General features: G+C 41.7%; 22 protein-coding genes. 17 read left to right on the forward strand and 5 right to left on the reverse strand.

Translation table 11 applies throughout. The features are described 5' to 3' along the window. On the reverse strand, positions 1-181 hold a 181-nt coding region (locus H5202_RS00935; protein WP_182770136.1), incomplete at its 3' end, for a family 1 glycosylhydrolase. Positions 182-562: 381 nt separating this feature from the next. Here H5202_RS00935 and fucP point away from each other — a divergent pair. The 8 genes from fucP to H5202_RS00975 all read left to right on the forward strand — a co-directional run bounded on the left by fucP (position 563) and on the right by H5202_RS00975 (position 10,040). Beyond that, positions 563-1,870, forward strand: coding sequence for an L-fucose:H+ symporter permease (gene fucP / locus H5202_RS00940; RefSeq protein ID WP_182770138.1), 1,308 nt, complete (start codon positions 563-565; stop codon positions 1,868-1,870). A 33-nt stretch (positions 1,871-1,903) separates the two neighbouring features. Further along, the gene (locus H5202_RS00945) at positions 1,904-4,522 is read left to right on the forward strand and encodes a glycoside hydrolase family 3 protein (RefSeq protein ID WP_443019297.1); all 2,619 of its coding nucleotides are present in this window, start codon (positions 1,904-1,906) and stop codon (positions 4,520-4,522) included. 136 nt (positions 4,523-4,658) lie between these two features. Beyond that, positions 4,659-5,750, forward strand: coding sequence for a glycoside hydrolase family 16 protein (locus H5202_RS00950; RefSeq protein WP_182770141.1), 1,092 nt, complete (start codon positions 4,659-4,661; stop codon positions 5,748-5,750). Between the two features lie 344 nt (positions 5,751-6,094). After that, positions 6,095-6,895, forward strand: coding sequence for a 3'(2'),5'-bisphosphate nucleotidase CysQ (cysQ, locus tag H5202_RS00955; RefSeq protein ID WP_182770144.1), 801 nt, complete (start codon positions 6,095-6,097; stop codon positions 6,893-6,895). 73 nt (positions 6,896-6,968) lie between these two features. Continuing rightward, on the forward strand, positions 6,969-7,874 hold the full coding sequence (gene mak, locus H5202_RS00960; RefSeq protein ID WP_182770146.1) for a fructokinase: 906 nt from the start codon (positions 6,969-6,971) through the stop codon (positions 7,872-7,874). A 166-nt stretch (positions 7,875-8,040) separates the two neighbouring features. Then, positions 8,041-8,799, forward strand: coding sequence for an ElyC/SanA/YdcF family protein (locus tag H5202_RS00965; RefSeq protein WP_182770148.1), 759 nt, complete (start codon positions 8,041-8,043; stop codon positions 8,797-8,799). 85 nt (positions 8,800-8,884) lie between these two features. Then, positions 8,885-9,595 carry a DUF2982 domain-containing protein gene (locus H5202_RS00970; RefSeq protein WP_182770220.1) on the forward strand — a complete coding sequence of 237 codons (711 nt, stop codon included), beginning with the start codon at positions 8,885-8,887 and terminating at the stop codon, positions 9,593-9,595. 31 nt (positions 9,596-9,626) lie between these two features. Further along, positions 9,627-10,040 carry a GFA family protein gene (locus tag H5202_RS00975; RefSeq protein ID WP_182770150.1) on the forward strand — a complete coding sequence of 138 codons (414 nt, stop codon included), beginning with the start codon at positions 9,627-9,629 and terminating at the stop codon, positions 10,038-10,040. Here the strand turns inward: H5202_RS00975 and H5202_RS00980 are convergent. From H5202_RS00980 to galE, 3 genes are all read right to left on the reverse strand, one after another. Then, positions 10,037-10,396, reverse strand: a complete 360-nt coding sequence (locus H5202_RS00980; RefSeq protein WP_182770153.1) for a bactofilin family protein — start codon at positions 10,394-10,396, stop codon at positions 10,037-10,039. The two genes, H5202_RS00975 and H5202_RS00980, sit on opposite strands and share 4 nt — an antisense overlap. Positions 10,397-10,530: 134 nt before the next feature. Next, positions 10,531-11,016 carry a ferredoxin-type protein NapF gene (gene napF, locus H5202_RS00985; protein ID WP_182770155.1) on the reverse strand — a complete coding sequence of 162 codons (486 nt, stop codon included), beginning with the start codon at positions 11,014-11,016 and terminating at the stop codon, positions 10,531-10,533. Between the two features lie 360 nt (positions 11,017-11,376). Continuing rightward, positions 11,377-12,402: a UDP-glucose 4-epimerase GalE gene (gene galE / locus H5202_RS00990; RefSeq protein WP_182770157.1), complete on the reverse strand. Its 1,026-nt coding sequence runs from the start codon at positions 12,400-12,402 to the stop codon at positions 11,377-11,379. Between the two features lie 352 nt (positions 12,403-12,754). On the opposite strand from galE, the gene phhA reads away from it, so the two are divergent. The 7 genes from phhA to ompW all read left to right on the forward strand — a co-directional run bounded on the left by phhA (position 12,755) and on the right by ompW (position 19,200). Then, complete coding sequence (phhA, locus tag H5202_RS00995; RefSeq protein WP_182770159.1) at positions 12,755-13,552, forward strand: phenylalanine 4-monooxygenase; 798 nt, start codon at positions 12,755-12,757, stop codon at positions 13,550-13,552. Positions 13,553-13,625: 73 nt separating this feature from the next. Continuing rightward, positions 13,626-13,964: a 4a-hydroxytetrahydrobiopterin dehydratase gene (locus H5202_RS01000; RefSeq protein ID WP_059747329.1), complete on the forward strand. Its 339-nt coding sequence runs from the start codon at positions 13,626-13,628 to the stop codon at positions 13,962-13,964. A gap of 163 nt (positions 13,965-14,127) precedes the next feature. Continuing rightward, positions 14,128-15,666, forward strand: a complete 1,539-nt coding sequence (gene tyrR, locus H5202_RS01005; RefSeq protein WP_011636804.1) for a transcriptional regulator TyrR — start codon at positions 14,128-14,130, stop codon at positions 15,664-15,666. A gap of 237 nt (positions 15,667-15,903) precedes the next feature. After that, entirely contained in the window at positions 15,904-16,890 is a 987-nt protein-coding gene (locus tag H5202_RS01010) for a fumarylacetoacetate hydrolase family protein (protein ID WP_102037636.1), read from the forward strand. Positions 16,891-16,988: 98 nt separating this feature from the next. Continuing rightward, positions 16,989-17,639: a maleylacetoacetate isomerase gene (gene maiA / locus H5202_RS01015; protein ID WP_182770161.1), complete on the forward strand. Its 651-nt coding sequence runs from the start codon at positions 16,989-16,991 to the stop codon at positions 17,637-17,639. Then, a complete protein-coding gene (locus H5202_RS01020; RefSeq protein WP_182770163.1) occupies positions 17,626-18,306 on the forward strand; it encodes a nucleotidyltransferase family protein in 681 nt (226 codons plus the stop codon). The genes maiA and H5202_RS01020 overlap by 14 nt, the downstream gene beginning before the upstream one ends. Before the next feature lie 246 nt (positions 18,307-18,552). Further along, the gene (gene ompW / locus H5202_RS01025; RefSeq protein ID WP_182770165.1) at positions 18,553-19,200 is read left to right on the forward strand and encodes an outer membrane protein OmpW; all 648 of its coding nucleotides are present in this window, start codon (positions 18,553-18,555) and stop codon (positions 19,198-19,200) included. Positions 19,201-19,276: 76 nt separating this feature from the next. Here ompW and H5202_RS01030 read toward each other — a convergent pair whose 3' ends face one another. After that, positions 19,277-20,020 carry an SDR family NAD(P)-dependent oxidoreductase gene (locus H5202_RS01030; RefSeq protein ID WP_182770168.1) on the reverse strand — a complete coding sequence of 248 codons (744 nt, stop codon included), beginning with the start codon at positions 20,018-20,020 and terminating at the stop codon, positions 19,277-19,279. Between the two features lie 361 nt (positions 20,021-20,381). Here H5202_RS01030 and metA point away from each other — a divergent pair, with 361 nt between their 5' ends. Both metA and H5202_RS01040 read left to right on the forward strand, forming a co-directional pair. Beyond that, positions 20,382-21,326: a homoserine O-acetyltransferase MetA gene (metA, locus tag H5202_RS01035; RefSeq protein WP_011636810.1), complete on the forward strand. Its 945-nt coding sequence runs from the start codon at positions 20,382-20,384 to the stop codon at positions 21,324-21,326. 95 nt (positions 21,327-21,421) lie between these two features. Then, on the forward strand, positions 21,422-23,404 hold the full coding sequence (locus tag H5202_RS01040) for a GGDEF domain-containing protein (RefSeq protein ID WP_182770170.1): 1,983 nt from the start codon (positions 21,422-21,424) through the stop codon (positions 23,402-23,404). The last annotated feature ends 110 nt before the right edge of the window (positions 23,405-23,514 follow it).

The following is a 23,514-nucleotide window of genomic DNA, read 5'->3' on the forward strand; positions in this document are numbered from 1 at the left end:
GCTCACATGCTTGAGAGCCGTCAGAACCATCACGGATTTTGCCAGGCGTTGCGCAAAAGGTATCCCATATACAAGGAAGACGTGATGCAACCGCGCCTTCAATTTGAAAAGAAGCAGTCGCCACACCAAAGGTGAACGCTTTTGAATGCGTTTTGGAATCGGCTGGTAACATAATTTTCATATTTAAATTCACTTAGTATTAATTAATTGTGTCTATTTTTATGACTAACTTATTACGTTGAAACACCCTGATAAAAGGCCTTGCACTGTGATAGCTGCGCAGTAAAAATCAGCTCTAGCGTTTAAAAATCGTTGACATCAGTTATCGATATGTTAAAAATGAAAGCGCTTACATTGAGATTAGTGATTAATTATCCAAAGGTCAATAATTGATTTGGCTAATTATTAAATCCTCATCTACTTGCACAAGAGTGGAAATGTTCACCGGTTAAATGTCCAGGGTTTATGGGGAATTAACTCTTGGCGTGAGATTTTGGAATTCCATTTACTGGCGTTATGTACTGCAACCCAAGATAACTATTAACAACAATAAGGGAATGTCATGGCGACTTCACCGCTTCAACCAGAGTTGGCTAATGCCGATTCGACTCACCAGCAAGGTAACTTTCGTTTTGCCTTGATAGCGTTAACCTCGTTATTTTTTATGTGGGGTTTTTTAACCTGTTTAAATGATATTTTAATCCCTTACTTAAAAAACATGTTCGACCTAAATTACACCCAAGCAATGCTAGTGCAGTTCTGCTTTTTTGGTGCTTACTTTATCGTGTCAATTCCTGCGGGAGCATTAGTGGGTAAGATTGGTTATCAGAAAGGTATTATTACCGGACTAGTGATTGCCTGTATAGGGTGCTTACTGTTTTATCCGTCGGCCAGTTATGGCTCTTACAATATGTTTTTATTTGCTTTTTTTATTCTTGCTTCTGGTATTACCGTCTTACAAGTATCAGCCAATCCTTATGTGAGCGTGTTGGGCCCAGCCGAAACCGCATCGTCGCGTTTAACCTTAACTCAAGCATTCAATTCATTAGGCACTACTGTGGCGCCATTTTTTGGTAGCTGGTTAATTTTGTCGACCGTTGAGCATGACAGTAAAGTGACTGAGGTTGGCGAAGTTATTGGCCAGCTATCGATTCAGCAACAAGCATCAGCAGTACAAACACCTTACCTTATTTTAGCGGGCGCATTGTTTGTGTTGGCATTCATTTTTATGTTGTTAAAACTGCCTTTACTGGGCAAACGAGACACCCAGTCTAGTGCCGCTGTAAAAGGCAGTGCATGGCAATACCCGCATTTAGTGCTGGGTGCTGTGGGTATTTTTGTTTATGTGGGTGCAGAAGTGGGTATCGGCAGCTTTTTAATCAGTTTTTTAACTCAAGATGATATTGGTGGCGTGTCTGAATCGCAGGCTGCACATTACATTGCTTATTACTTTGGTGGCGCGATGGTTGGGCGCTTTATTGGTGCTGCTGTAATGCAAAAAATTAACGCTGGCAAAGTACTCGCGTTTAATGCGCTATGTGCGTGTGTTTTAGTGGCCGCAGCCATGTTGAGTTCAGGTACCGTTGCCATGTGGGCATTACTGCTGGTGGGCTTATGTAACTCAATTATGTTCCCAACCATTTTCAGCTTAGCGCTACAAGATTTAAAACAGCATACCAGCCAAGGTTCGGGCATTTTATGTTTAGCCATTGTCGGTGGTGCAGTATTACCATTATTACAAGGTATGTTAGCTGACAGTTTAGGCATTCAATTAGCCTTTATTTTACCTTTGTTATGTTACGTTTTTATTGGTTATTACGGTTTGATTGGATGTGCTGCAAAACGTCCAGTATTCGCAGATAAGGTATAAGGAAAGACCATGAAGTCAATTCAATTACAGTGCATGCATAAAATCAGCACACCGACAAAAACAAGCTTGATAGCTTTAGGCGTATTGCTAGGCTTAAGTGGATGCGGCGAGAACAATAACGCCACTCAACAGGATAAACAAACTGCAGTAGCACCAGCTATGGTTGATGATACAGCGGCTAAGTCTTCATTATCCATTTGGCCAGATCTCAAGCCTGCTATCGCCAAAGATGCGGCGTTAGAAGCCAAAATCGATACGTTAGTGGCTAAAATGACTATTGAGCAAAAAGTCGCGCAGATGATCCAACCTGAAATTCGCGATATTACCGTTGAAGACATGCGTAAATATGGTTTTGGCTCGTATCTCAATGGTGGTGGTGCATACCCTAACAATGACAAACACGCGACGCCAGCAGATTGGATTGCACTCGCAGAATCCCTGTATCAAGCATCGGTCGATGACAGTGTTGATGGCATTAACATTCCAACCATGTGGGGCACCGATGCTGTGCATGGTCATAACAATGTTATCGGCGCGACGTTGTTTCCGCATAACATTGGTTTAGGAGCGACGAATAACCCTAAGCTAATCGAAAAAATTGCCGCTATTACAGCCAAAGAAGTGATGGTGACCGGGATTGATTGGGTGTTTGCACCCACTGTCGCCGTAGTGAGAGACGATCGCTGGGGCCGGACTTACGAAGGTTATTCAGAAGATCCGCAAATTGTGAAAGCGTATGCTTACGCCATTGTTGAGGGCCTACAAGGCTCTGTTAACGGTGACTTTTTATCTGATCAACATGTCATTTCAACGGTTAAACACTTTTTAGGCGATGGCGGCACTGAAAACGGTATTGATCAAGGCGATAATATTGCCAGCGAACAAGATTTATATGACATCCATGCTCAAGGTTATGTGGGTGGATTAAATGCCGGTGCACAAAGCGTCATGGCTTCATTTAACAGCTGGGATGGGGTTAAAAACCATGGCAATAAATACCTGTTAACGGATGTGCTTAAAGATAAATTAAATTTCGATGGCTTTGTGGTGGGTGATTGGAATGGTCACGGACAAGTTGCTAATTGTACTAATGAGTCGTGTGCGCAAGCCGTCAACGCAGGGTTAGACATCTTTATGGTACCAACTGCAGCTTGGAAACCGTTATATGAAAACACCATTGCACAGGTGAATAATGGTGAAATAAGCCAAGCGCGTATTGATGATGCGGTTAAACGTATTTTACGGGTTAAGTTCCGTGCCGGTTTGTTTGACAAACCTAGCCCTGCCAATCGTCCGTTATCGGGTAAAACAGAATTAATTGGCCAAGCAAGTCACCGTGAAGTGGCGCGTCAAGCGGTGCGAGAATCATTAGTACTGCTTAAAAACAATCAAGGTTTATTGCCGTTAGCCCCGAATGTAAAAGTATTGGTCGCAGGTGATGCCGCTGACAATATCGGTAAACAATCGGGTGGCTGGACCATTACGTGGCAGGGCACTGATAACCAAAATAGCGACTTTCCTGGTGCTACATCAATTTACGCAGGTATTGATAAATTAGTGACTCAAGCTGGTGGTAAAGCCACATTGAGTGTTGCCGGTGAATTTGACCCGCAGCAAAAACCTGATGTTGCAATAGTGGTGTTTGGAGAAGAGCCGTATGCAGAAGGTAACGGCGATATTGATAACGTAGAATATCAACGTGGTGATAAGCGCGATTTGGCTTTATTGCAGAAGTTAAAAGCCCAAGGTATTCCAGTGGTATCAGTGTTTATCAGTGGTCGTCCTATGTGGGTCAATGCGGAATTTAATAGTTCTGATGCATTTGTCGCAGCCTGGTTGCCAGGTTCTGAAGGTCAAGGTATTGCAGATGTATTGTTCACTCAAACAGATGGCAAGGTTAATCATGATTTTGTTGGTAAATTGTCATTCTCATGGCCTGCAACCCCCCTGCAAACTAAGGTTAATGTGCCATTAGCGCAACATAACACCAAGCAAGCACAAGCTGATTATCAACCGCTTATACCTTATGGCTATGGGTTAACTTATCAATCTACTGCCAGTGATGCTGTTGTGTTAGACAACTTGTCAGAAGACAACTTAGCTGCAACTCAAACACTAGAAGACTTAGCTTTATTTGAACGCGCAGTTAAATCGCCTTGGTCAATGTTCATCGCTAACGTGTCTGAGCGCCAAGGATTAAGCAGTAGCGTTGCGCAAAACAGTGCACTAACTATTCGTACTATGGATCGTGTGGTTCAAGAAGATGCGCGCTTAGTCTCTTTTAACGGCAATGAGCAAGGTACCGTTGGCTTAATTAGTAATTTCCCTCGTGATTTGAGGGCTTACAGTAATAGTGATGCCACGTTATCAGTGAGTATTAATGCAACACAAGCACTGCAAAAGCCGTTATGGATTGGTATGGCATGTGAAGGTGATTGCCGTAAGCAAATCGATATTGCCAAGCAGGTGAATACTCAATTAGGTGAATGGCAAACCGTGAGCATTTCATTGGCTTGTTTTGCGGCTGAACCGATGGACTTTGGTAAAGTTGTTATGCCATTTTATCTTACCACCGACGCGGCAGTTGAAATTCGTTTCAGTGATGTGGTAATTCAAGCTGCATCAACAGAAAACACCATTCAATGTAACTAAAAGCGAATTAGCCCTATCTGAGTCATTAGATAGGGCTAGTTAAACTCAATTTTAAAGAGTAATGGTTGGCGACGCTTGTTATTTTTTTTACTACTGCGTGCGGCAAAGAGAGAACGATAAATGGATAAGGACAAAAATGAACAAGCTCAATAAACATCATTCATTTGTATCCTGCTTAACAGCGTTGACTTTGTCGGTCATATTTTTGTCTGGCTGTAATGCTGATGATGTAACAGAACAAGCAACAGATACAGTGGTATCCAATACCGCAGTATCAGGTTGGCAACTGGTTTGGCAAGATGAGTTTGAGGGTAGCCAAATAAACACTGCTAAGTGGAGCTTTGCCGTTGATTGTTATGGTGGTGGCAATGATGAGGCTCAGTGCTATACCGCACGGCCTGAAAATACTGCAGTTAGTGATGGTTTGTTAGCGATTACGGCATTAAGAGAAACCTTTTCTGGGCCTGCAGTAAATGATTCTGATCCAAGCTATGACGTAAACGATACATCGAAAACATTAGATTACACCTCCGCTCGTTTAGTATCGAAAAACAAAGGGGATTGGAAATACGGCCGTTTTGAAATTCGCGCAAAATTACCGCAAGGTCAGGGTACTTGGCCCGCTATATGGATGTTACCGACAGATTGGGTATATGGCCCTTGGGCTGGTTCAGGTGAAATAGACATTATGGAGGCTGTAAACCTCAAGGTTGTTACCGACGGTAAGGCGCCAGAGTCTGCAGTACATGGCACATTACATTACGGCAAACAATGGCCCAATAATGTTTATACGGGAACCGAATATCGTTTACCTGATGACCTCAATCCTGCAGACGACTTCCATGTGTATGCTGTTGAATGGCAACAAGGTGAAATCCGTTGGTATGTCGATGATGTTCATTTTGCCACTCAACGAGCATCGGCTTGGTTTAGCCAGTATGTCGATGACAATGGTGATGTGGTCAACGCACCTGATGATGCACCGTTTAATCAACCATTTCACATGTTACTTAATCTTGCTGTGGGTGGCGCATGGGCCGCTAACGTGAATCAAACCGGTATCGATGTGTCAATTTTTCCGCAGTCGATGTTAGTGGATTACGTGCGTGTATATGAATGTGCTAAATCACCTAAAACAGGTGCGGGATGCGAAACAATTGACGGCAGTGTTGACGTTACCTTAGGCAAAATAGCACCAGAAATTATGTCATTAGACTTAGCGATTTGACTGTGGATTTTGTTTTATGTAGTCAATAATCATCAGCCAGTACTGTGAGTAACAATGGTTTTTTACTGTGATATCCCAGTGAATAGTGTCATTTTATGATGTTGATTTTTAACTGAATACGAATGCAAAGATGCACTGTTTGCTTTGAGTGGTGAGTCGTTTAGCTTAGTATCGAGCAAGTTTAGAGGTGTTGTCAGTATGTTGTAATCATGTGATGGCATGATCAGAGTGTTTTGGTTTAAGTGCGATCAAATGATTATATAAATTTATGATGTCAACAATGGCATAATGGTGCAAATGCACCTTAATGGTATTGAAGCCGTTATAGATTTTAAGGAATTGATTTGTCGAACATTACATTTTCTCTAGCTGAGCTAGAACAGGTAGTCGCCATTGCTAAAGATGCAGGTACTGCGATTATGCAGGTTTATGCTCAAACTGATTTGCAGATTGAGGTTAAACAAGACGATAGCCCTGTCACGGCAGCCGATATTGCCAGCCATAATGTGATTGTTGCTGGCCTTAAACAGCACTTTGCTGATATTGCTGTGATGAGTGAAGAAGCGGCTGATATTAGCTGGGCAGAACGACAAACTTGGCAAACGTATTGGTTGATCGATCCGCTCGATGGCACCAAAGAGTTTATTAAACGCAATGGTGAATTTACCGTCAACATCGCCCTTATTCACCAAGGCAAAGCGATTGCCGGAGTGGTGTATGCACCAGTATTAGGCAAGTGTTATAGCGGTATTGTTGGTCAAGGTGCGTGGCTTGAACATAACGGGCAAATATCGGTACTCGATATTCGTGACAGAGCAGTGCAATCGCCACCTATCGTAGTTGGAAGCCGTTCTCACGTAAGCCCAGATGTTGCCGCTTATTTACAGACGATTGGCGAACACCAAATGTTAAGCGTCGGCAGTTCATTAAAATTTTGTATGGTGGCTGAAGGTCAAGCCGATGTTTATCCAAGATTAGGCCTAACCAGTGAGTGGGATACTGCTGCAGCGCAAGCAGTATTAGAAAGTGCTGGTGGGCAGGTGGTTGAATACCCAGCGTTAACGCCGCTGCAATACAACCAAAAAGAAAATATTTTAAATCCGTATTTTATTGCCGCATCAACGGCATGGTTTGCACACAAATAGCGCTAATCGTTATCTGTCTTTGCAAACCCAATATGGAACCCCAATTAATAATAAGCAAATGGAGTGACAAGTTATGATGCGCATGGGCGTCGATCTCGGTGGTACAAAAATTGAAATAGTGGCTTTAGCCGATGATGGATCTGAAATTTTCAGAAAGCGCATTCCAACGCCAAAAAACTATCCTGGTACCATAGAAGCTATTGTCAGCTTAGTGGCAGATGCTGAAACCGCAACCGGTCAAACGGGATCTGTGGGTGTCGGCATTCCAGGTGTTGTGTCACCGTTTACTGGCTTGGTAAAAAACTCAAATTCAACTTGGATTAACGGTCACCCGCTTGATAAAGATTTAAGTGAAGTATTGAGCCGTGAAGTCCGTGTTGCTAATGATGCAAACTGTTTTGCAGTATCTGAAGCCGTTGATGGCGCAGCTGCAGGTAAAGGGGTTGTTTTTGGTGGCATTATTGGTACAGGTTGCGGTGCAGGCATTGCGATTAACGGTCGTGTACATGGCGGCGGTAATGGTATTGGCGGTGAGTGGGGACATAACCCATTACCGTGGATGACGGCTGATGAATTTAATACTACCACCTGTTTTTGTGGCAATCGTGACTGTATTGAAACCTTTATTTCTGGTACTGGCTTTGTCCGTGATTTCCGTGAAGCGGGTGGCGATGCCACCAGTGGTATTCAAATTTCTGAGATGATGCAACAAGGCGACCCGTTAGCCACAGCCGCGTTTGATCGTTATATCGATCGCTTGGCGCGTTCACTCGCACACGTGATTAATATGATGGACCCAGACATGATTGTACTTGGCGGCGGTGTATCTAACATCGAAGCTATTTATACTGAATTGCCTAAAGTGCTACCTAAATATGTTGTCGGCCGCGAGTGTGGTACCCAAGTGGTTAAAAATAAATTTGGCGCATCATCAGGTGTTCGCGGTGCTGCATGGTTGTGGGGCAAAGACGAAAAGTAGTCTTAATTCAAAACTTGCTAAAAGTCATCTCGATTCATATCGTTAATAACTCACTTTGCAAACCCACTAAAACGGCACTTAAACAGTGCCGTTTTTGTTTTGATTTTGTTTTAGTGCGCTATAACGATAAACTAGCCGCAATAATGATTAACGAAGTGAATGATTCATGTTTTGGCTTAAAAAACTATTGTCGCAATTGGTAATGCCCATTCCGTTGACTGTCATACTGTTGCTGGTAGCAGGAATATTGTGGCGTAGTCAAAAAAAAGCCATGGTGTATATAGGTCAAGTGGTCCTAGGATTAGCCATCATGTTATTGGTGTTATTAAGCCAGTCGCAAATAAGTTATTGGTTAACTCACTCGTTAGAGTCACGTTTTAACGTTAATCATCAAGCGATTAAAGGTTCTTGTGTTGTGATGGTGCTCGGCTCATCGAATATGGAAAAACCAGGTTTGACAGCTGTGCAACAGTTATCATCAACTGCGTTAGCACGATTAAGCGAAGGTATTAGGCAGTTTCATTTAGGTGATGATTGTACTTTAGTCGTCAGCGGTTTTAGTGGTGGTCAACAACCTACGCCTCATGCCACATTAATGGCTCAAGCAGCAATAGAACTGGGTGTTCCTCAGGCTAATATTATTAAGTTTGATTCCCCTAAAGACACCATTGAAGAGGCCCATGCTTTACAACAACAAATTGGTCAGCAGCCATTCAGATTAGTCACTTCAGCGACTCATATGCCTAGGGCGATGATGATATTCACCTCATTAGGAATGCAACCACAGCCTGCTCCGAGTGATTTTATTGCTTATCAAGGTTTTTGGTGGCGTTTAGATGCCGCTCAACTGTTAGCATCGCAAAAATCTATCCATGAATATGTTGGCATGCTGTGGCTTAATATTAAAAGCATGGCTTCAAATTAACGTTAGGATTGCAGATTAACTGTAATCGCTAAATGTTTACGTCGATATTAAAAAACTTTATTTATTATATTCAGTTAAAGGATAAATCGTGGTCAATGATGAGTTACTAATTAGCCCTTTTGCCAAACGAAATGGCATAACCTTAACGGTGGTAGGTGCCATGAGTTTAATGGCTAGCTTGATTATTTTTATCGGACTTAAAGGTTTTTTTGCCGTTGGAATGTTGTGCTTTGCATTAGGCTCCGTGGCACTCATTTTAGGTGTCGCCAAAGTGTATCAGCCTGCGGTTAGTTTTAAGCTAACTGCTGCAGGTGTAGCATTTTTTCATCGCCGCGGCCAAGTGTTTATTGAATGGCATAATATTCAACGAGTCGATTGTGCCCGAGTAAATCAAAACTTGGAGTTAATTGAGCTACCTTATATCGGCGTTAAGCTTAAACAGATCAATCCCATTTTAGACTGTATTTCACCTCGCCTTGCGACCGGCTTATTAACCGAACAGCGGCCATTACTCATGACGGCGGCCACACAAGATGAAGATTTACAAAGTTTAGAAGGTTATTTGGGGGCTGAATTTACGCCGCTAGTGGTAAACGGTGAGCGTTACCGTGGGGTATTGGCAATGTTTGGCCATCGCTGTCAAACGTTGAACGAACAGTTGGGTTACCATGTGTATTTATCGATTGATAGTTTAGACCGAGAACCGAAAGAGTTTGTGGCCTTGTTGCGTCAATGGCAACAGCAAGCCCAACTACAAACTCAGCAGCACACGGTATCTGCGACAGATATCGAATGACACGACTCATAATCAATTAGCAGGTGTTCAAATGGTATTACAAGGCGGTTGTTTATGCGGTGCGATACGTTACCAAGTTAACGGTATGCCATTTGATGCCGATCATTGCCATTGTAATCAATGTCGTAAAAGCGCTGGTGCGGTAGTCATGAGTTGGATGGATTTTCATACAGACAAAGTGCAGTGGTTACAAGGACAGGTGACTGAATTTGCCTCTTCAGATAACATTCGACGTGGCTTTTGCCAGCACTGTGGTTGTTCATTGACTTACAGACACTTGGATTATCCACAATACACTACATTGTCGATAGCCTCTTTAGACCAACCAAACCTAGTGCGGCCGACTTATCATATACACACTGACGATCAGGTTAGTTGGTTAAACATAGATGACTCTTGTCCGCGCTATCAGGCAGGTAAAACAGCTGTTAAACAGCCAGATTAACTTTCTGAGGGAGTACTCGTAAGAGGCTCTCTGTGACGATAACCTAAAAACTGGCCGCCATCTAAAATTTCAATATTTTCACAATAAGCATCGCCTTCAAAAATCCCTTGCTCATGAATGGTGATTTTTTTACAGCGTGCTTTACCTGTCAATTGCCCTGCAATCATTAACTCGCGACATAAAATATCACCATCGACAGTGCCGCTAGGTTCAATGGTCACATTGCCTTGCGCTTTGATATCACCACTAATATACCCTGCAATTAGCACATCACCACTGAAAATGAGTTTACCGGTTAAATGGCATTCTTGGGCAATAAAACTGAGTGGGTTAGCTGGCTGTTTTTGACGAAACATCTTAGTGCTCTTATGTTTGTATTATGTCGGTAATATAGCGTGATAAACAATATCAAAAGCGCTAATCGTATTTGTGAAAACGGTGACTTTTTTGTAGATGAATCAGCTTTTAGTTAAATTAGCTCTTAGTTAAATTAGTCCGGATGACCTATAAGTATCGCATCAGCAGGGCACGGAGACACACAAGCACCACATCCAGTACAGGCATCGCTATCAATCACGGGCTTAGGCACTTGGCCTACAGCCATGATAAAGCTAATTGCGCGAGGATCGCATGCATCTTTACAGCTCTGACACCAAACTCCTTCATGGGTTAAACAGTTGTCTTTTATCGCAGCCGTAATTGACCAAGGTAAGGATTGATTGAGATCAAAAACTGGCTCTGGGCACACGTCAACGCATTGCTTACAGAAGGTGCATTCATCTTTAGTGAAATCTATTTCAGGAAAACCACCTTCACCGCGTTTAATTATTTGGGTTTCGCAGGCGGTAATACACTTGTCACAGCGTGTGCAATTGTCAGTAAACTCTTGATCCGTTTTGCTCCAAGGCGGGCGGGTGACATTGGATTTTCTGCGACTAAATAGATTACGACGACTTTGATTAATACCTTGGTTCATTTCGGTTCCAATTGAGCTTAAATATATTTGCTGCAGCCAATATTAGCATTAACTGCAGCACAAAATTGTTAAGCGCTTGGCAATAAATACCAATACCAATAATTAACTGGTCATTCAGCGAGAATTTTGCACCTTATAGGCAAGTAATAGGATTGTAGGCATAGTTGTTCTCGGCAACAGCTCCTGCATCCATGCAGTCCTCCGTCAAAATACTATTAAGTAGCATATAAGGCGCATAAAATCGCCCTTCGGGAGCCACTCAAGCTTTCCATTTTTATGTTGCATTATTTCATAAGGGAATAACCATTCTTTCAACAATGCGCCTTAAACTGAAAAACCTGAGTGGCTCTGATTGGTCACTTAATTATTGGAGTTGGTATTATACCCATCAGGATTATTTGATTGCCATTTCCAACTGCTATTTGCCATGTCTTCAACGGTATGGGTCGCACGCCATTCCAATTCTGTAGCGGCAAAACTTGGGTCTGCATAACAGGCTGCAATGTCACCAGGGCGGCGTGGACTAATTTGATAAGCAATGGTTTTACCACAAGCTTTCTCAAACGCTTTGACCATGTCTAACACGCTGTAGCCTATGCCTGTACCAAGATTATAAGTCACCAAACCAGGTTTAGTTTGCAGTTTTTTAAGTGCTTGTAAGTGACCCATGGCTAAATCAACAACGTGGATATAGTCACGTACACCAGTACCATCTGGAGTATTATAGTCATCGCCAAAAACGCTTAATTGTTGACGTTTACCAACAGCAACTTGGGCAATAAATGGCATCAAGTTATTAGGGATATCGTTAGGATCTTCGCCAATCAAGCCACTTTCGTGAGCGCCAACAGGATTAAAGTAACGTAAACGAGCAATATTCCAACTATTATCCGAATTATGTAAGTCAGCTAAAATATTCTCAACCATCAATTTTGACTGGCCATAAGGGTTGGTTGCACCCGTAGGAAAATCTTCTTTAATTGGCAAGCTAGCAGGATCGCCATAAACGGTGGCAGATGAACTAAAAACTAAGTTTTTGACGTTATTTTCAGCCATGACTTGGCATAAGATGATGGTGCCAGTGACGTTGTTTTCGTAATATTTTAATGGTTTTTCGACCGATTCACCGACCGCTTTTAATCCCGCAAAATGAATGACGGATTCGATGCTGTGATCTGCAAATACTTTTTGCAGTAAGGCTTTGTTTAGAATGTCGCCTTGATAAAACGTGACATCTTTACCTGTAATGGTTTTAACTCGCGCCAACGCTTCAACACTTGAGTTTGATAGATTGTCTACGATGACCACTTCCTGTCCGGCCTTTAATAGCTCTACTACGGTATGTGTACCAATATAGCCAGCGCCACCGGTTACCAAAATTGTCATAGTTTAATCTTCCTGTGAATTAATGAGTCAAGTTATAGGGCGGGTTGATTTTTGGCGATCAACATTTATCTGCTTAGTGAGATAAATAGCCTCTCATGTATTGTAAATTATCATAGTTCAATCGTCAGTTAAATTATTGATAGAGCGTTTAAATTAATAGCGGTTAGCTTGCCTACAAATAGATTCAAAAGGGACTCGGAAACCCCTTGATTGTGACTGCTAAATTGGTAGTTGTATTTATTTGTTTACGATTAGCACTACATTACGGCAGGACAATAAACTGTGAAGGAGTTAACAAAACGCCAACCTTAGCACACTATGTAGGGAGTGAAGTTGACGTAAAGTGGAACCTATGAGTACAGCAACAAAGTATATTGCACACCAACCTGATGCCCAAGGTTACATTGATTACTCAGAACATGAGAATCAATTATGGCAACAATTGTATCAGCGCCAAGTGACTAATATGCCGGGCCGTGCATGCCAAGCCTATTTACAAGGTTTAGATGCATTAGGCATGTCAGTTGATCGCATTCCACAATTGCCTGAAATCGATAAAGTGTTACTTGATGCCACGGGCTGGAAAACCGCTGCAGTGCCTGCACTGATTTCATTTGGCCGTTTCTTTGAGTTACTGGCCAATAAAGAGTTTCCAGTCGCGACGTTTATTCGTAGTAAAGAAGAGTTTGATTACCTACAAGAGCCTGACATTTTCCATGAAATATTTGGTCATTGTCCATTATTAACCAATCCATCATTTGCCAATTTTTCGCATATGTATGGTCAGTTAGGGCTAGCGGCTTCAAAAGAAGAACGAGTATTTCTGGCACGATTGTATTGGTTCACTATTGAGTTCGGTTTGGTGCAAGCTAAAAATGAATCACTGCAAATTTATGGCGGCGGCATTTTAAGCTCACCAGGTGAAACCATGTATGCATTGAGTGACAGTCCTGAGCGTAAGCCGTTTGATTTACTCGAGGTACTGCGCACGCCGTATCGTATTGATATCATGCAGCCTATTTACTATGTTATAGAGCATATTGATTATTTAGATGAAATTGCTCGTATGGACATTATGAGCATGGTGACTAAAGCGCGTCAGTTAGGCATGTTTGAGCCTAAATTTGCTCCAAAAGTCAAAGCCAGTTAACGATTTATTGCAGGAGGGCTGTGGCTCAACAATCTGCAAGTTAGACACTATTTTATTTAGCCAAGGAGTACAAATGAACGCATTAACCGAGATGAAATGTGAAGCATGCCAAGCAGATGCACCAAAAGTAACGGATGCAGAGTTAGCAGAGCTTGTCGGTATGATCCCAGATTGGGGCGTTGAAGTTCGTGACGGCATTATGCAGTTAGAGCGGGTATATAAATTTAAAAACTTTAAGTTAGCGATGGCTTTTACTAATAAGTTGGCCGATTTAGCTGAAGCTGAGTTTCATCACCCAGGTATCTTAACCGAGTGGGGCAAAGTCACTGTGACATGGTGGTCACATTCAATTAAAGGTTTACACAAAAACGATTTCATTATGGCTGCCAAGACAGACCAGTTGTTAGACTAGTGACTATCGCCATCCATTTCAGTATGTTACGTTAACGTAATATGCTGAAATAGTTCTCTGTTACAATTCTACTGTAAACTTCACTTGCCACCGAAGCCATATCCCTCTAACGTAATGCCAAATTTCCGTAATAAAACATTAATAAATAGGGAATCGTTACATTATGCGTTTGGAAGTCAGCTGTATCGATCGCGTGGGTTTAGCGAAAGACATCCTCGTCGTGCTTGAAAAACATGGTATTAACTTAATTGCCATTGATGCCAGTAATAAAGGTTTCCTGTTTTTGCAGTTTGCAGAAATCAGTTTCGAAACCCTGCGTGAGCTTATGCCACAAATTCGTAAAGTCGAAAGTGTGCATGATGTCCGTACCGTATCTTTTATGCCGTCAGAACAAGAACATTACGCCTTAAAAACCTTACTTAAAACGTTACCCGATTCGGTGTTTTCAACGGACGCGAAAGGGCGGATCCGCATAGCCAATGAGTCGGCTTTATTGACGCTTGGTATGGCTGAACATGAAGTGGTGGGTGAGTCACTTAATCATTGGGTGCAAGGATTTAACTTTGCTCGTTGGATGAGTGAAATACCGGTGTTGGCGCAAGCCACACGAGTACAAATTAACTCGAGCGAGTATTTGGCTGAAATGCTGCCAATTTACTTACCCGATGATGATGACAAGACCATTTTAGCGGGTGCGGTTATTTCGCTAAAATCACCTGCTAGAGTGGGTAAACAGTTTAATGCCCTGCAAAATCAAACTACTGGTTTTGATAATGTATTGGCTATCAGCGACAAAATGAAAGACATACTCAAGCAAGCCAAACGTATGGCGCAACTTGATGCACCGTTACTTATCACCGGTGAAACGGGAACGGGTAAAGAGTTGATGGCTCGTGCGAGTCATGACGCCAGTATGCGCCGTGAACATCCTTTTATTGCGATTAACTGCGCTGCTTTGCCTGATAGTGTTGCAGAAGAAGAGCTGTTTGGCTTTGTCAGTAATGGCACCGTCGTTAAACGCGGTCTATTTGAAGAAGCAAAAGGCGGTACGGTGTTTCTAGATGAAATTGCCGAGATGTCTAAAACCGCACAAGTTAAATTACTGCGTTTATTACAAGACGGGACTTTTAGACGGATTGGTGGCGATGAAGAAGTGCGCGCCGATGTACGAATTATTTGTTCAACCCAAAAACACTTAGCTGAACTTTGCCAATCCGGTGAGTTTAGAGAAGATTTGTATTATCGAATCCATGTTTTAAGTTACCACATGCCATCACTGCGTGAGCGTCGTGTGGATGTGATTCCATTAACTGAGATGTTTTTAGAGCATTATAGTCAGCAGTTATCGAGCCCCTTAAGACGTATATCAGCAAGTTGTCGCGATTACCTATTTACCTACGCATGGCCGGGTAATGTGCGCCAATTGAAAAATGCCATTTTTAGAGCGGTATCAATGTGGGATGGCTCAACAGAATTGACCGTTGAACAACTTAAACTACCTTCATATGCTGAAGGTTTTGGTTATTTTGATGAAGAGTTTGAGGGCACGTTAGACGAGGCGATGAAAGAGTATGAAGCCAGTTTATTACGCCGGTTATATCCCGCGTACCCAAGTACACGCCAATTAGCCAAAAAGTTAGGTGTGTCTCACACTGCTATTGCTAACAAGTTGCGTGATTACAGTATTAGTAAGAAAAAGTAATGTAACGATTTAATGCCAGCCAAGTGCTGGCATTTTGGTCATTTTAACGCTGACAATCAGTGCTGACGTGGCCTTTTATGTTTTGTAACGAATAATTTACAAATCACGATTAGCACCGCTAAAATGTGATTTAGTACCTACTATAGGATTTTCCATCTCGATCGGTTATTTCTATGGTTAGATTGAGAGTCTTGTCTCTAGCAGAACGCAGATCTCACCCAGAATTTAGGAGCAGTAATGAAACTTGCAAGTTATCACAACGGACGTCGCGACGGCCAATTGATGTTAGTCAGTAAAGATTTGACCAAAACAGTCGCGGTACCCGCTATTGCCCATACTATGCAGCAATTATTAGATGCTTGGGATTTGTTATACCCACAACTTAATGAGTTGTATGAAGCACTAAACGCAGGCCAGATGGACAATGCAGTAGATTTTGATGAAGCACGTTGTTTATCACCTTTACCACGAGCCTACCAATGGGCCGATGGCAGTGCGTATGTTAACCATGTTGAGTTAGTACGCAAAGCACGTGGTGCTGAAATGCCAGCATCGTTTTGGACAGATCCTTTAGTGTATCAAGGTGGTTCTGACAGCTTTATCGCCCCTAAAGCGGATATTCAAATGGCCAGCGAAGAATACGGTATCGATTTCGAATCAGAAATCGCTATTGTTACTGATGATGTTGCCATGGGTGTTAACAGCGAAGATGCGACTAAGCACATCAAATTATTGATGTTGGTTAACGACGTATCACTGCGTAACTTAATCCCAGGTGAATTAGGCAAAGGCTTTGGCTTTTTCCAATCTAAGCCATCTAGTGCCTTTTCACCCATTGCGATTACCCCAGACGAGTTAGGTGACAAATGGCAAGACAGCAAAGTACATTTGCCGTTAGTGACTCATTTAAACAGTGAGTTGTTTGGCCGCCCGAATGCTGGCGTTGACATGACGTTTAACTTTAGCCAGTTAGTCGAACATGTGGCTAAAACACGTCCATTAGGCGCAGGTGCAATTATTGGTTCTGGTACTATTTCTAACTACGATCGCAGTGCTGGTTCAAGTTGTTTAGCTGAAAAACGCATGCTTGAAATCATTGCCGACGGTAAAGCATCAACACCCTTTATGCATTTTGGCGACACTGTTCGCATTGAAATGTTTGATGATAACGGTGTGAGTATCTTTGGTTCTATCGATCAAAAAGTGGTTGAATACAAAGCTTAAGATTATGAAAGCGATATAAATCGAAATATAAAGGCAATAGCGATTAATCGTTATTGCCTTTTTGTTAGGCAGATTAAAATAAAAATAAGGGAATTGACATGAAACTCTATGGCTACTGGCGTTCAAGTGCGGCATATCGCGTACGTATTGCGTTAAATTTAAAGCAGTTAACGGCTGAACATATTTCAGTTCATTTGGTTAATAATGGTGGTGAGCAACACTCAGAGGCTTATCATCAACTTAACCCCTCAGGTCTCGTGCCGACCTTTGTCGACAATAATGAGTCAGGCGAGATTAACTTATCGCAATCGTTAGCGATTATAGAATACCTCGACGAAAAACACCCTCAGCAACCGTTACTTCCCAGCAATATTGAGCAGCGAGCTATTGTTCGCAGCATGGCTCAAGCCATAGCATGTGAAATTCATCCTTTAGATAATCTACGAGTATTACAATATTTAGTTAACGAAATGGGCGTATCAGAAGCAGATAAAATGCGTTGGTATCACCATTGGATACACCTTGGCTTTGCTGCTTTAGAACAGCAGTTAAGCCAATATTCCGGACGTTTCTGCTTTGGTGATACTCCTTCGCTGGCCGATATTTGTCTGATCCCGCAAGTGTATAATGCCAAACGCTTTAATTTAGAGCTTGCGGCGTATCCTAATATTGTCAGAATTTGGGATGAGTGCCATAAGTTACCTGCATTTGCTGATGCAGCTCCAGAACAACAGCATGACGCGACGTAATCAAACTTTGTTTAATCTGCCCTTGTTTAATCAGCACCAGTTTAATCCGCCCCAGTTAAATCAAGTGGCCATTGATCAGTTACAACAAGGACAGGCTAAACGATTGTCCTTGTTGTGGCAGTGGTTGCAACAAGATGAAACCAGACTAGCTGCGTTAATGGTGTGCCAGAAAGTGATGCAACAACAAGGGATCACAGATTGGTTAATTAGTGCGGGTTTTATACGCAATTTAATTTGGGATAATTTGCACTGCATGACCTCAAAATCCTTAAACGACATTGATGTGATTTACTGGCGTGATAATAACCCATCTTCCGCAGAAGACCAGGCGATTGAAGCTTTACTCGTTAAGCAAATAGGTCTGCCATGGTCTGTAAAAAATCAAGCTAGAATGCACCTTAACAATGGCGATGTGCCATACACTTCCTGTGCCGATGCCATGTCATTTTGGCCAGAAAAACAGACGGCTATTGGAGTGAAATTAGCTTCAATTGATGACTTAACATCCGCTGAGTTTCAATTACAGGTGACGAGTGTGTTTGGATTATCCTGTTTGTTTGATTTGTCGTTAAGTCCAAATCCAAAGCGTGACAAGGCTATTTTTAATCATCGCGTTTCCCAAAAGGGATGGTTAATGCAATACGCCAAACTATTGGTAACAGAATAATCATCAGCAAAAATTCGCTTGATCAACCTCACAAAACCTAACTGTAAGATACTTCTTTTGTCTCTATACGCTCTCGTTTTGTGATCCAAATCAACAGTCTGGGATCTAATTGGGTACCTCTATAGTGGTACTGCTGTTTTGTTGATCTGAATCAATAATCTTAGCGATTAACTTCAGTAGGTTAACGGCAAATGTTGAGGGTGCACAGAATTGCATCTAGTTGTCATTGCCAAGGAGTGTTAAAAAATGAATAAGAAAATTACCCTAAGTTTAGTTGCTGCTTCTTTATTAACTGCTGGTTTTTCATTTGGTGCTGCGGCCCATCAAGCAGGAGATATTATTGTTCGTGCCGGTGTGGCGATGGTTGATCCAAATGAGTCAAGCCCAGTAGTCGCAAATATTGCTGAATTTAGCGTAGATAACGATGTCCAATTAGGGCTAAATTTTGGTTATATGCTAACTGATAATATCGGTATTGAATTATTAGCCGCATCGCCTTTTAGTCACGATGTGTCACTGGGTGAGCTAGGTAAAATTGCTGACTCAAAGCAATTACCTCCAACGCTGGTAGCACAATATTACTTTGGTGATTCACAATCTGCTTTACGCCCATATATTGGTTTAGGGGTTAACTTTACTAACTTCTATGACAGTGAATTTACTCAAGAAGCGAAAGATCTTGGCCTAGATAATTTGAGCTTATCGAACTCTTGGGGCGTGGCGGCTCAAGTTGGGCTTGATTATCAAATTGACAAGAAATGGTTGGTTAACGCGTCAGTTTGGTATGCACAAATTGCTACGGATGTGAGCTTTGATATGGGGGCAGATCATGTTGTGGTTGATACAGACATTGACCCTTGGGTTTACATGATCAGCGTCGGTTATACTTATTAAGCTAGGGTAGAATACGTTAGCGAAAAACGAACATATGAAACAGGAACCTACCGGTTCCTGTTTTTGTTGATGGCACTTATGGAGATTTTTTACGCGGTTTCCAATGGCGAGTATTGTAAATGTACTCTGGTAATAAACGATTTATCCACGCGACAATGCGCCAGCGTTTAGTGACATATACTCGGCGTTTACCTTTTTGTAACGCTGAGATAATTTGTGTAGCCACTTTATCGATAGGCGACAGCAGCAGTTGTGTATTCAAATGAACGGCTTTATCAAATAACCCTAATTGAATATCACTAATGGTAATAGGCAGCTTTAATCGTTGCGCATGCATACTCAAGCCCTGCAGGTAATTTTCAGCAAAGGCTTTGGAGGCATGATAAGCCACATTAGGTCCTCCACGCTGACCAGCTATAGAGTTAATGGCGGCGAGTTGCCCATAACCTTGTTCGCACATTAATTTAAAAATACAGTTATTGGCAGCAGCAAATCCCATAACGTTAATATCGATGGCGAGCTTATCAATTGCCCAAGGCAGGGAAGGGTCGTAGTCATTGATACCAGTATTAACAATCACCAAATGGGCGCCATTATGTTTGGTCCAAGCAGTATTAAGCTGTGTAATTAGCGTATCAGGTTGATCAATCGCTAACGGGTAAACACTCACTTCACCTGGCAGACTTTGACTAAACTCGTTAAGTGATTCAGGGTCGTTAACAAAAAGCACCAGCGAAACTTGCTGTGCAGATAGCTGTCTGGCTAAGGCTTGGCTCAGTTGCGAGCTGGCACCAATAATCATCGCTGTCGCTGTAGACATGATTCATCTCATCAAAAATAATGACTCATCATAGAAATAACATCAGTTGATAACAAGTGAGAAAAAAATTCAACTTAAGACGTGTAGACTTCTAGCCATCCGAGTGTATGATGGTTATCTAACAGATTGACCGCTATTAACGTTAACAATAAGCCATTCTGCCGCGGTGTAGACCGGTTGAGTATGCTAGTAATGTTTGCAAACGACATTCGACAATCGATGATGACCACGGTTTTTAGCGATTAACTGAATGTTAAAACTGTGACATAACAGACATTAACGTTATTGTGAAAAGGTTGGTTGGTTAACCGAGCGTTGGTTAATCAGGTACATGTGTTTAATTAATCTAAAGGTAACAAGTATGCCGGTTCGAATTCCAGATAACCTGCCTGCAGCAGGTATTTTAGAGTCAGAAAATATCTTTGTGATGTCTGAAACCCGAGCTGCTAATCAGGACATTCGTCCAATGCGGGTATTAATCTTGAATTTAATGCCTAATAAAATCGAAACAGAAACCCAGTTATTGCGATTACTGGGCAATACGCCCTTGCAAGTTGGGGTCGATTTATTACGTATTCATGACAAAGAATCAAAGCATACATCAGTGGATCACATGAACACCTTTTATCGTGATTTTGAAGACATCAGAAATAATAATTACGATGGTTTGATTATTACTGGTGCGCCGTTAGGGCAAATTGACTTTAAAGATGTTGTGTATTGGGACCACATTCGCGAAATTATTGACTGGTCACAACAACATGTCACTTCGGTGCTGTTTCTATGTTGGGCAGCTCATGCTGGTTTGTATCATCTTTATGATTTACATCGTCAGTTATTAGCGAATAAACGTTCAGGTGTATTTAATCATCGTAGAACTAGCGACCCACACCCACTATTGCGCGGTTTTGATGATGAGTTTTTTGCACCGCACTCACGATTTGCAGAAATGGATATTGAACAAATTCGTCAACATCCAGATTTAGAAGTGCTGGCTGAATCAGACGAGGCTGGTGCGTATATTGTGCTGAGTCGTGATAATCATAATGTGTTTGTTATGGGTCACCCAGAATACCAAAAAGACACCTTAAATGAAGAGTATGTGCGCGATGTTGGCGAAGGCCTCAACCCAGATATTCCACAAAATTATTACCGTCAAGATGACCCCACTCAAGATACTATTGTTCGTTGGCATAGCCATGGCAGCTTATTAGTCAGTAATTGGCTCAATTATTATGTTTATCAGCTAACGCCATATGACTTGTCTGACATGAATGCTAAAACACCATGGGAAAGTAAGAAGTAAATTTGAATATAGTTTCACCAGCGTTTTAACGTTGACTTCGTTTCGATAAAAGCTATTGTTAAACTTAGATGTTTTTATTGTAAGGTCGAGGTTAAATGGTTAAAACCAAGTTGATGATATTATTGGTGTGTGCAATGAGCTGGCCGCTAACGTCTTGGGGGGCCAGTGATGTTTTTAGTGACGCTAATGCAAATGACACTAAAATGAATGGCGCCAATGTTAGTGACAATACCGTTAGCAACAATACTGTTAGCGACAATATCGTAGGCAACAATACCGTTAGCGCAACAATTACTGATATCAAACAAAAGTTAGCCACATTAAGCTCACCACAACAACGAATTGACTTTTTAAAACAACAGCTACAACAAAGTGCTCAATGGCCGATTGAACAGCAAGGCCAGTTGTTGCATTTGCTAGCAATAGAGCAAGAAGTTAACAGTGATCTTGTTGCTGCAATTGACAGCTATACTCAGGCAATTAAATTACTTACACCACATCCTCTTAGTCAAGAACTCGTCAAAAGCTATCTTGAACGCTCATTCATACTTTACCTTCAAACTAACGACACCCAAGTTTATTGCCCAGATCGTGAAGTGGCGATTACATTAGCCCGTCAGCTTGGAAACGTTGATATCTTGGCCGAAGTGTTAGCTCAAAGCGCGTATTGTTATAATAAACCAAGTGATTTTGGCGAAGGTCTGAAAAGGTTAAATGAAGCATTAGCATTAGCACAACAGCATCAATTAGGACTGAGCCGCCAAGCGATGATATTTAATGCCACCGCAGCTATCTATCGTGACAATGGTTTAAACCGTAAAGCCTATGAATATTTTAACAAAGCTTATGGCTTTTGGGAGCAAGCCCAAGATAAACAAGACATGTTTAATATGTTGCATAACATGGTGGGCGAATCGATTAAATTGGCCATGTGGGTGGAAAATAAAGCCCATTTAGCGCAAATGCAGCAGTTGGTTGAACAATCGCCAGAGTTTGCTGACTTTGATTTTTTCTATCAATTTAATACTGGTATTAGCTGTTGGGCTCAAGGTTTATTTCAAGAAGGTATTGATCATTTTTTACGAGCATTAGCGGTGCAAGATACTACCCAAGAAAAATACTTTGTTGACGCTACGCATGCATGGTTGGCATTGAGTTATTTTCGCCAACAACAACCAGATAAAGCTTTTAAGTATGCTGAAATATTTTCTGGTTCGGCAACTTATGACGGCCATTCCAATGAATTGAAGTTGATGATTGCTGCCATTATTGATTACGTCAATGGGTCGAGTAATCTTGGTATGAATAAGCTTTTGGATACCATCGATTTACAAAAAAAGCACTTTGCTAATATTATTAATAATGATGTGGTTAATTCATCATTAGACCATAATCTTACCGTGGCTGAGTTCAATAATCGTCTGCTCGAAAAGCAATTGGCAATCAATAAGCTGAATTTAGAGGCCGAAATTGATTCTCAAAAAATTACTAACTTATCAATGGCAATCGCAGTGCTAATTGCATTGGTGTTATTGGTGGTGGTCATTTTCTTGTGGCAATCTCGCCGGCAATTTAAACGCCGCTCTCAAACTGATTATTTGACGGGTATTGCTAATAGACGTCATACCTTTGAACAGGGTAACAAGCGCTTTTATCAGGCGAAAAAACATAATCGGTCACTAGCCGTTATTATGTTCGATATAGATAATTTTAAAGCCATTAATGACCATTATGGCCATGATATTGGCGATTTAGCCATAAAAGCGTGTGGTAGACGAGCACGTAATTGGCTCAAGAAAAACGATATTTTAGGTCGCATCGGTGGCGAAGAGTTTTTAATTATTTTACCTGATACAGAGCAAGCACAAGCCGTTGAAATAGCCGAGCGATTGCGAACCAGTATTGAGTCAAACCAGTTTGTGTTTAACGATGTTAAAATGAATTTCACTATCAGTGTGGCTGTCGCTATGTTAACCCAGCAAACTCATGAGCTTGTCGACATTATTAAGCAAGCCGATTTAGGCTTATATCAAGCAAAAGACAACGGTCGCAATCAAGTCGTGGTTGTCGATCATTAACCCTCCCTAAGTGCCGATGCAGTTGTTTGGTCGCTGCGGCTACTTTTTACTTAGACTAAAGTTTTACGCTCAATAAATCACTCAACAGTAATCATGTTACTGATAAATAG

The organism is Shewanella sp. SG41-4 (assembly GCF_014164505.1).
GTDB lineage: Bacteria > Pseudomonadota > Gammaproteobacteria > Enterobacterales > Shewanellaceae > Shewanella.

Bases quoted from the DNA above. Each gene is read 5' to 3' on its own strand.
- fucP (WP_182770138.1), top strand. From the start codon at position 563: ATGGCGACTTCACCGCTTCAACCAGAGTTGGCTAATGCCGATTCGACT.
- H5202_RS00945 (WP_443019297.1), top strand. From the start codon at position 1,904: ATGCATAAAATCAGCACACCGACAAAAACAAGCTTGATAGCTTTAGGC.
- H5202_RS00950 (WP_182770141.1), top strand. From the start codon at position 4,659: ATGAACAAGCTCAATAAACATCATTCATTTGTATCCTGCTTAACAGCG.
- mak (WP_182770146.1), top strand. From the start codon at position 6,969: ATGATGCGCATGGGCGTCGATCTCGGTGGTACAAAAATTGAAATAGTG.
- H5202_RS00965 (WP_182770148.1), top strand. From the start codon at position 8,041: ATGTTTTGGCTTAAAAAACTATTGTCGCAATTGGTAATGCCCATTCCG.
- H5202_RS00975 (WP_182770150.1), top strand. From the start codon at position 9,627: ATGGTATTACAAGGCGGTTGTTTATGCGGTGCGATACGTTACCAAGTT.
- H5202_RS00980 (WP_182770153.1), bottom strand. From the start codon at position 10,396: ATGTTTCGTCAAAAACAGCCAGCTAACCCACTCAGTTTTATTGCCCAA.
- napF (WP_182770155.1), bottom strand. From the start codon at position 11,016: ATGAACCAAGGTATTAATCAAAGTCGTCGTAATCTATTTAGTCGCAGA.
- galE (WP_182770157.1), bottom strand. From the start codon at position 12,402: ATGACAATTTTGGTAACCGGTGGCGCTGGCTATATTGGTACACATACC.
- phhA (WP_182770159.1), top strand. From the start codon at position 12,755: ATGAGTACAGCAACAAAGTATATTGCACACCAACCTGATGCCCAAGGT.
- H5202_RS01000 (WP_059747329.1), top strand. From the start codon at position 13,626: ATGAACGCATTAACCGAGATGAAATGTGAAGCATGCCAAGCAGATGCA.
- tyrR (WP_011636804.1), top strand. From the start codon at position 14,128: ATGCGTTTGGAAGTCAGCTGTATCGATCGCGTGGGTTTAGCGAAAGAC.
- H5202_RS01010 (WP_102037636.1), top strand. From the start codon at position 15,904: ATGAAACTTGCAAGTTATCACAACGGACGTCGCGACGGCCAATTGATG.
- maiA (WP_182770161.1), top strand. From the start codon at position 16,989: ATGAAACTCTATGGCTACTGGCGTTCAAGTGCGGCATATCGCGTACGT.
- H5202_RS01020 (WP_182770163.1), top strand. From the start codon at position 17,626: ATGACGCGACGTAATCAAACTTTGTTTAATCTGCCCTTGTTTAATCAG.
- ompW (WP_182770165.1), top strand. From the start codon at position 18,553: ATGAATAAGAAAATTACCCTAAGTTTAGTTGCTGCTTCTTTATTAACT.
- H5202_RS01030 (WP_182770168.1), bottom strand. From the start codon at position 20,020: ATGTCTACAGCGACAGCGATGATTATTGGTGCCAGCTCGCAACTGAGC.
- metA (WP_011636810.1), top strand. From the start codon at position 20,382: ATGCCGGTTCGAATTCCAGATAACCTGCCTGCAGCAGGTATTTTAGAG.
- H5202_RS01040 (WP_182770170.1), top strand. From the start codon at position 21,422: ATGGTTAAAACCAAGTTGATGATATTATTGGTGTGTGCAATGAGCTGG.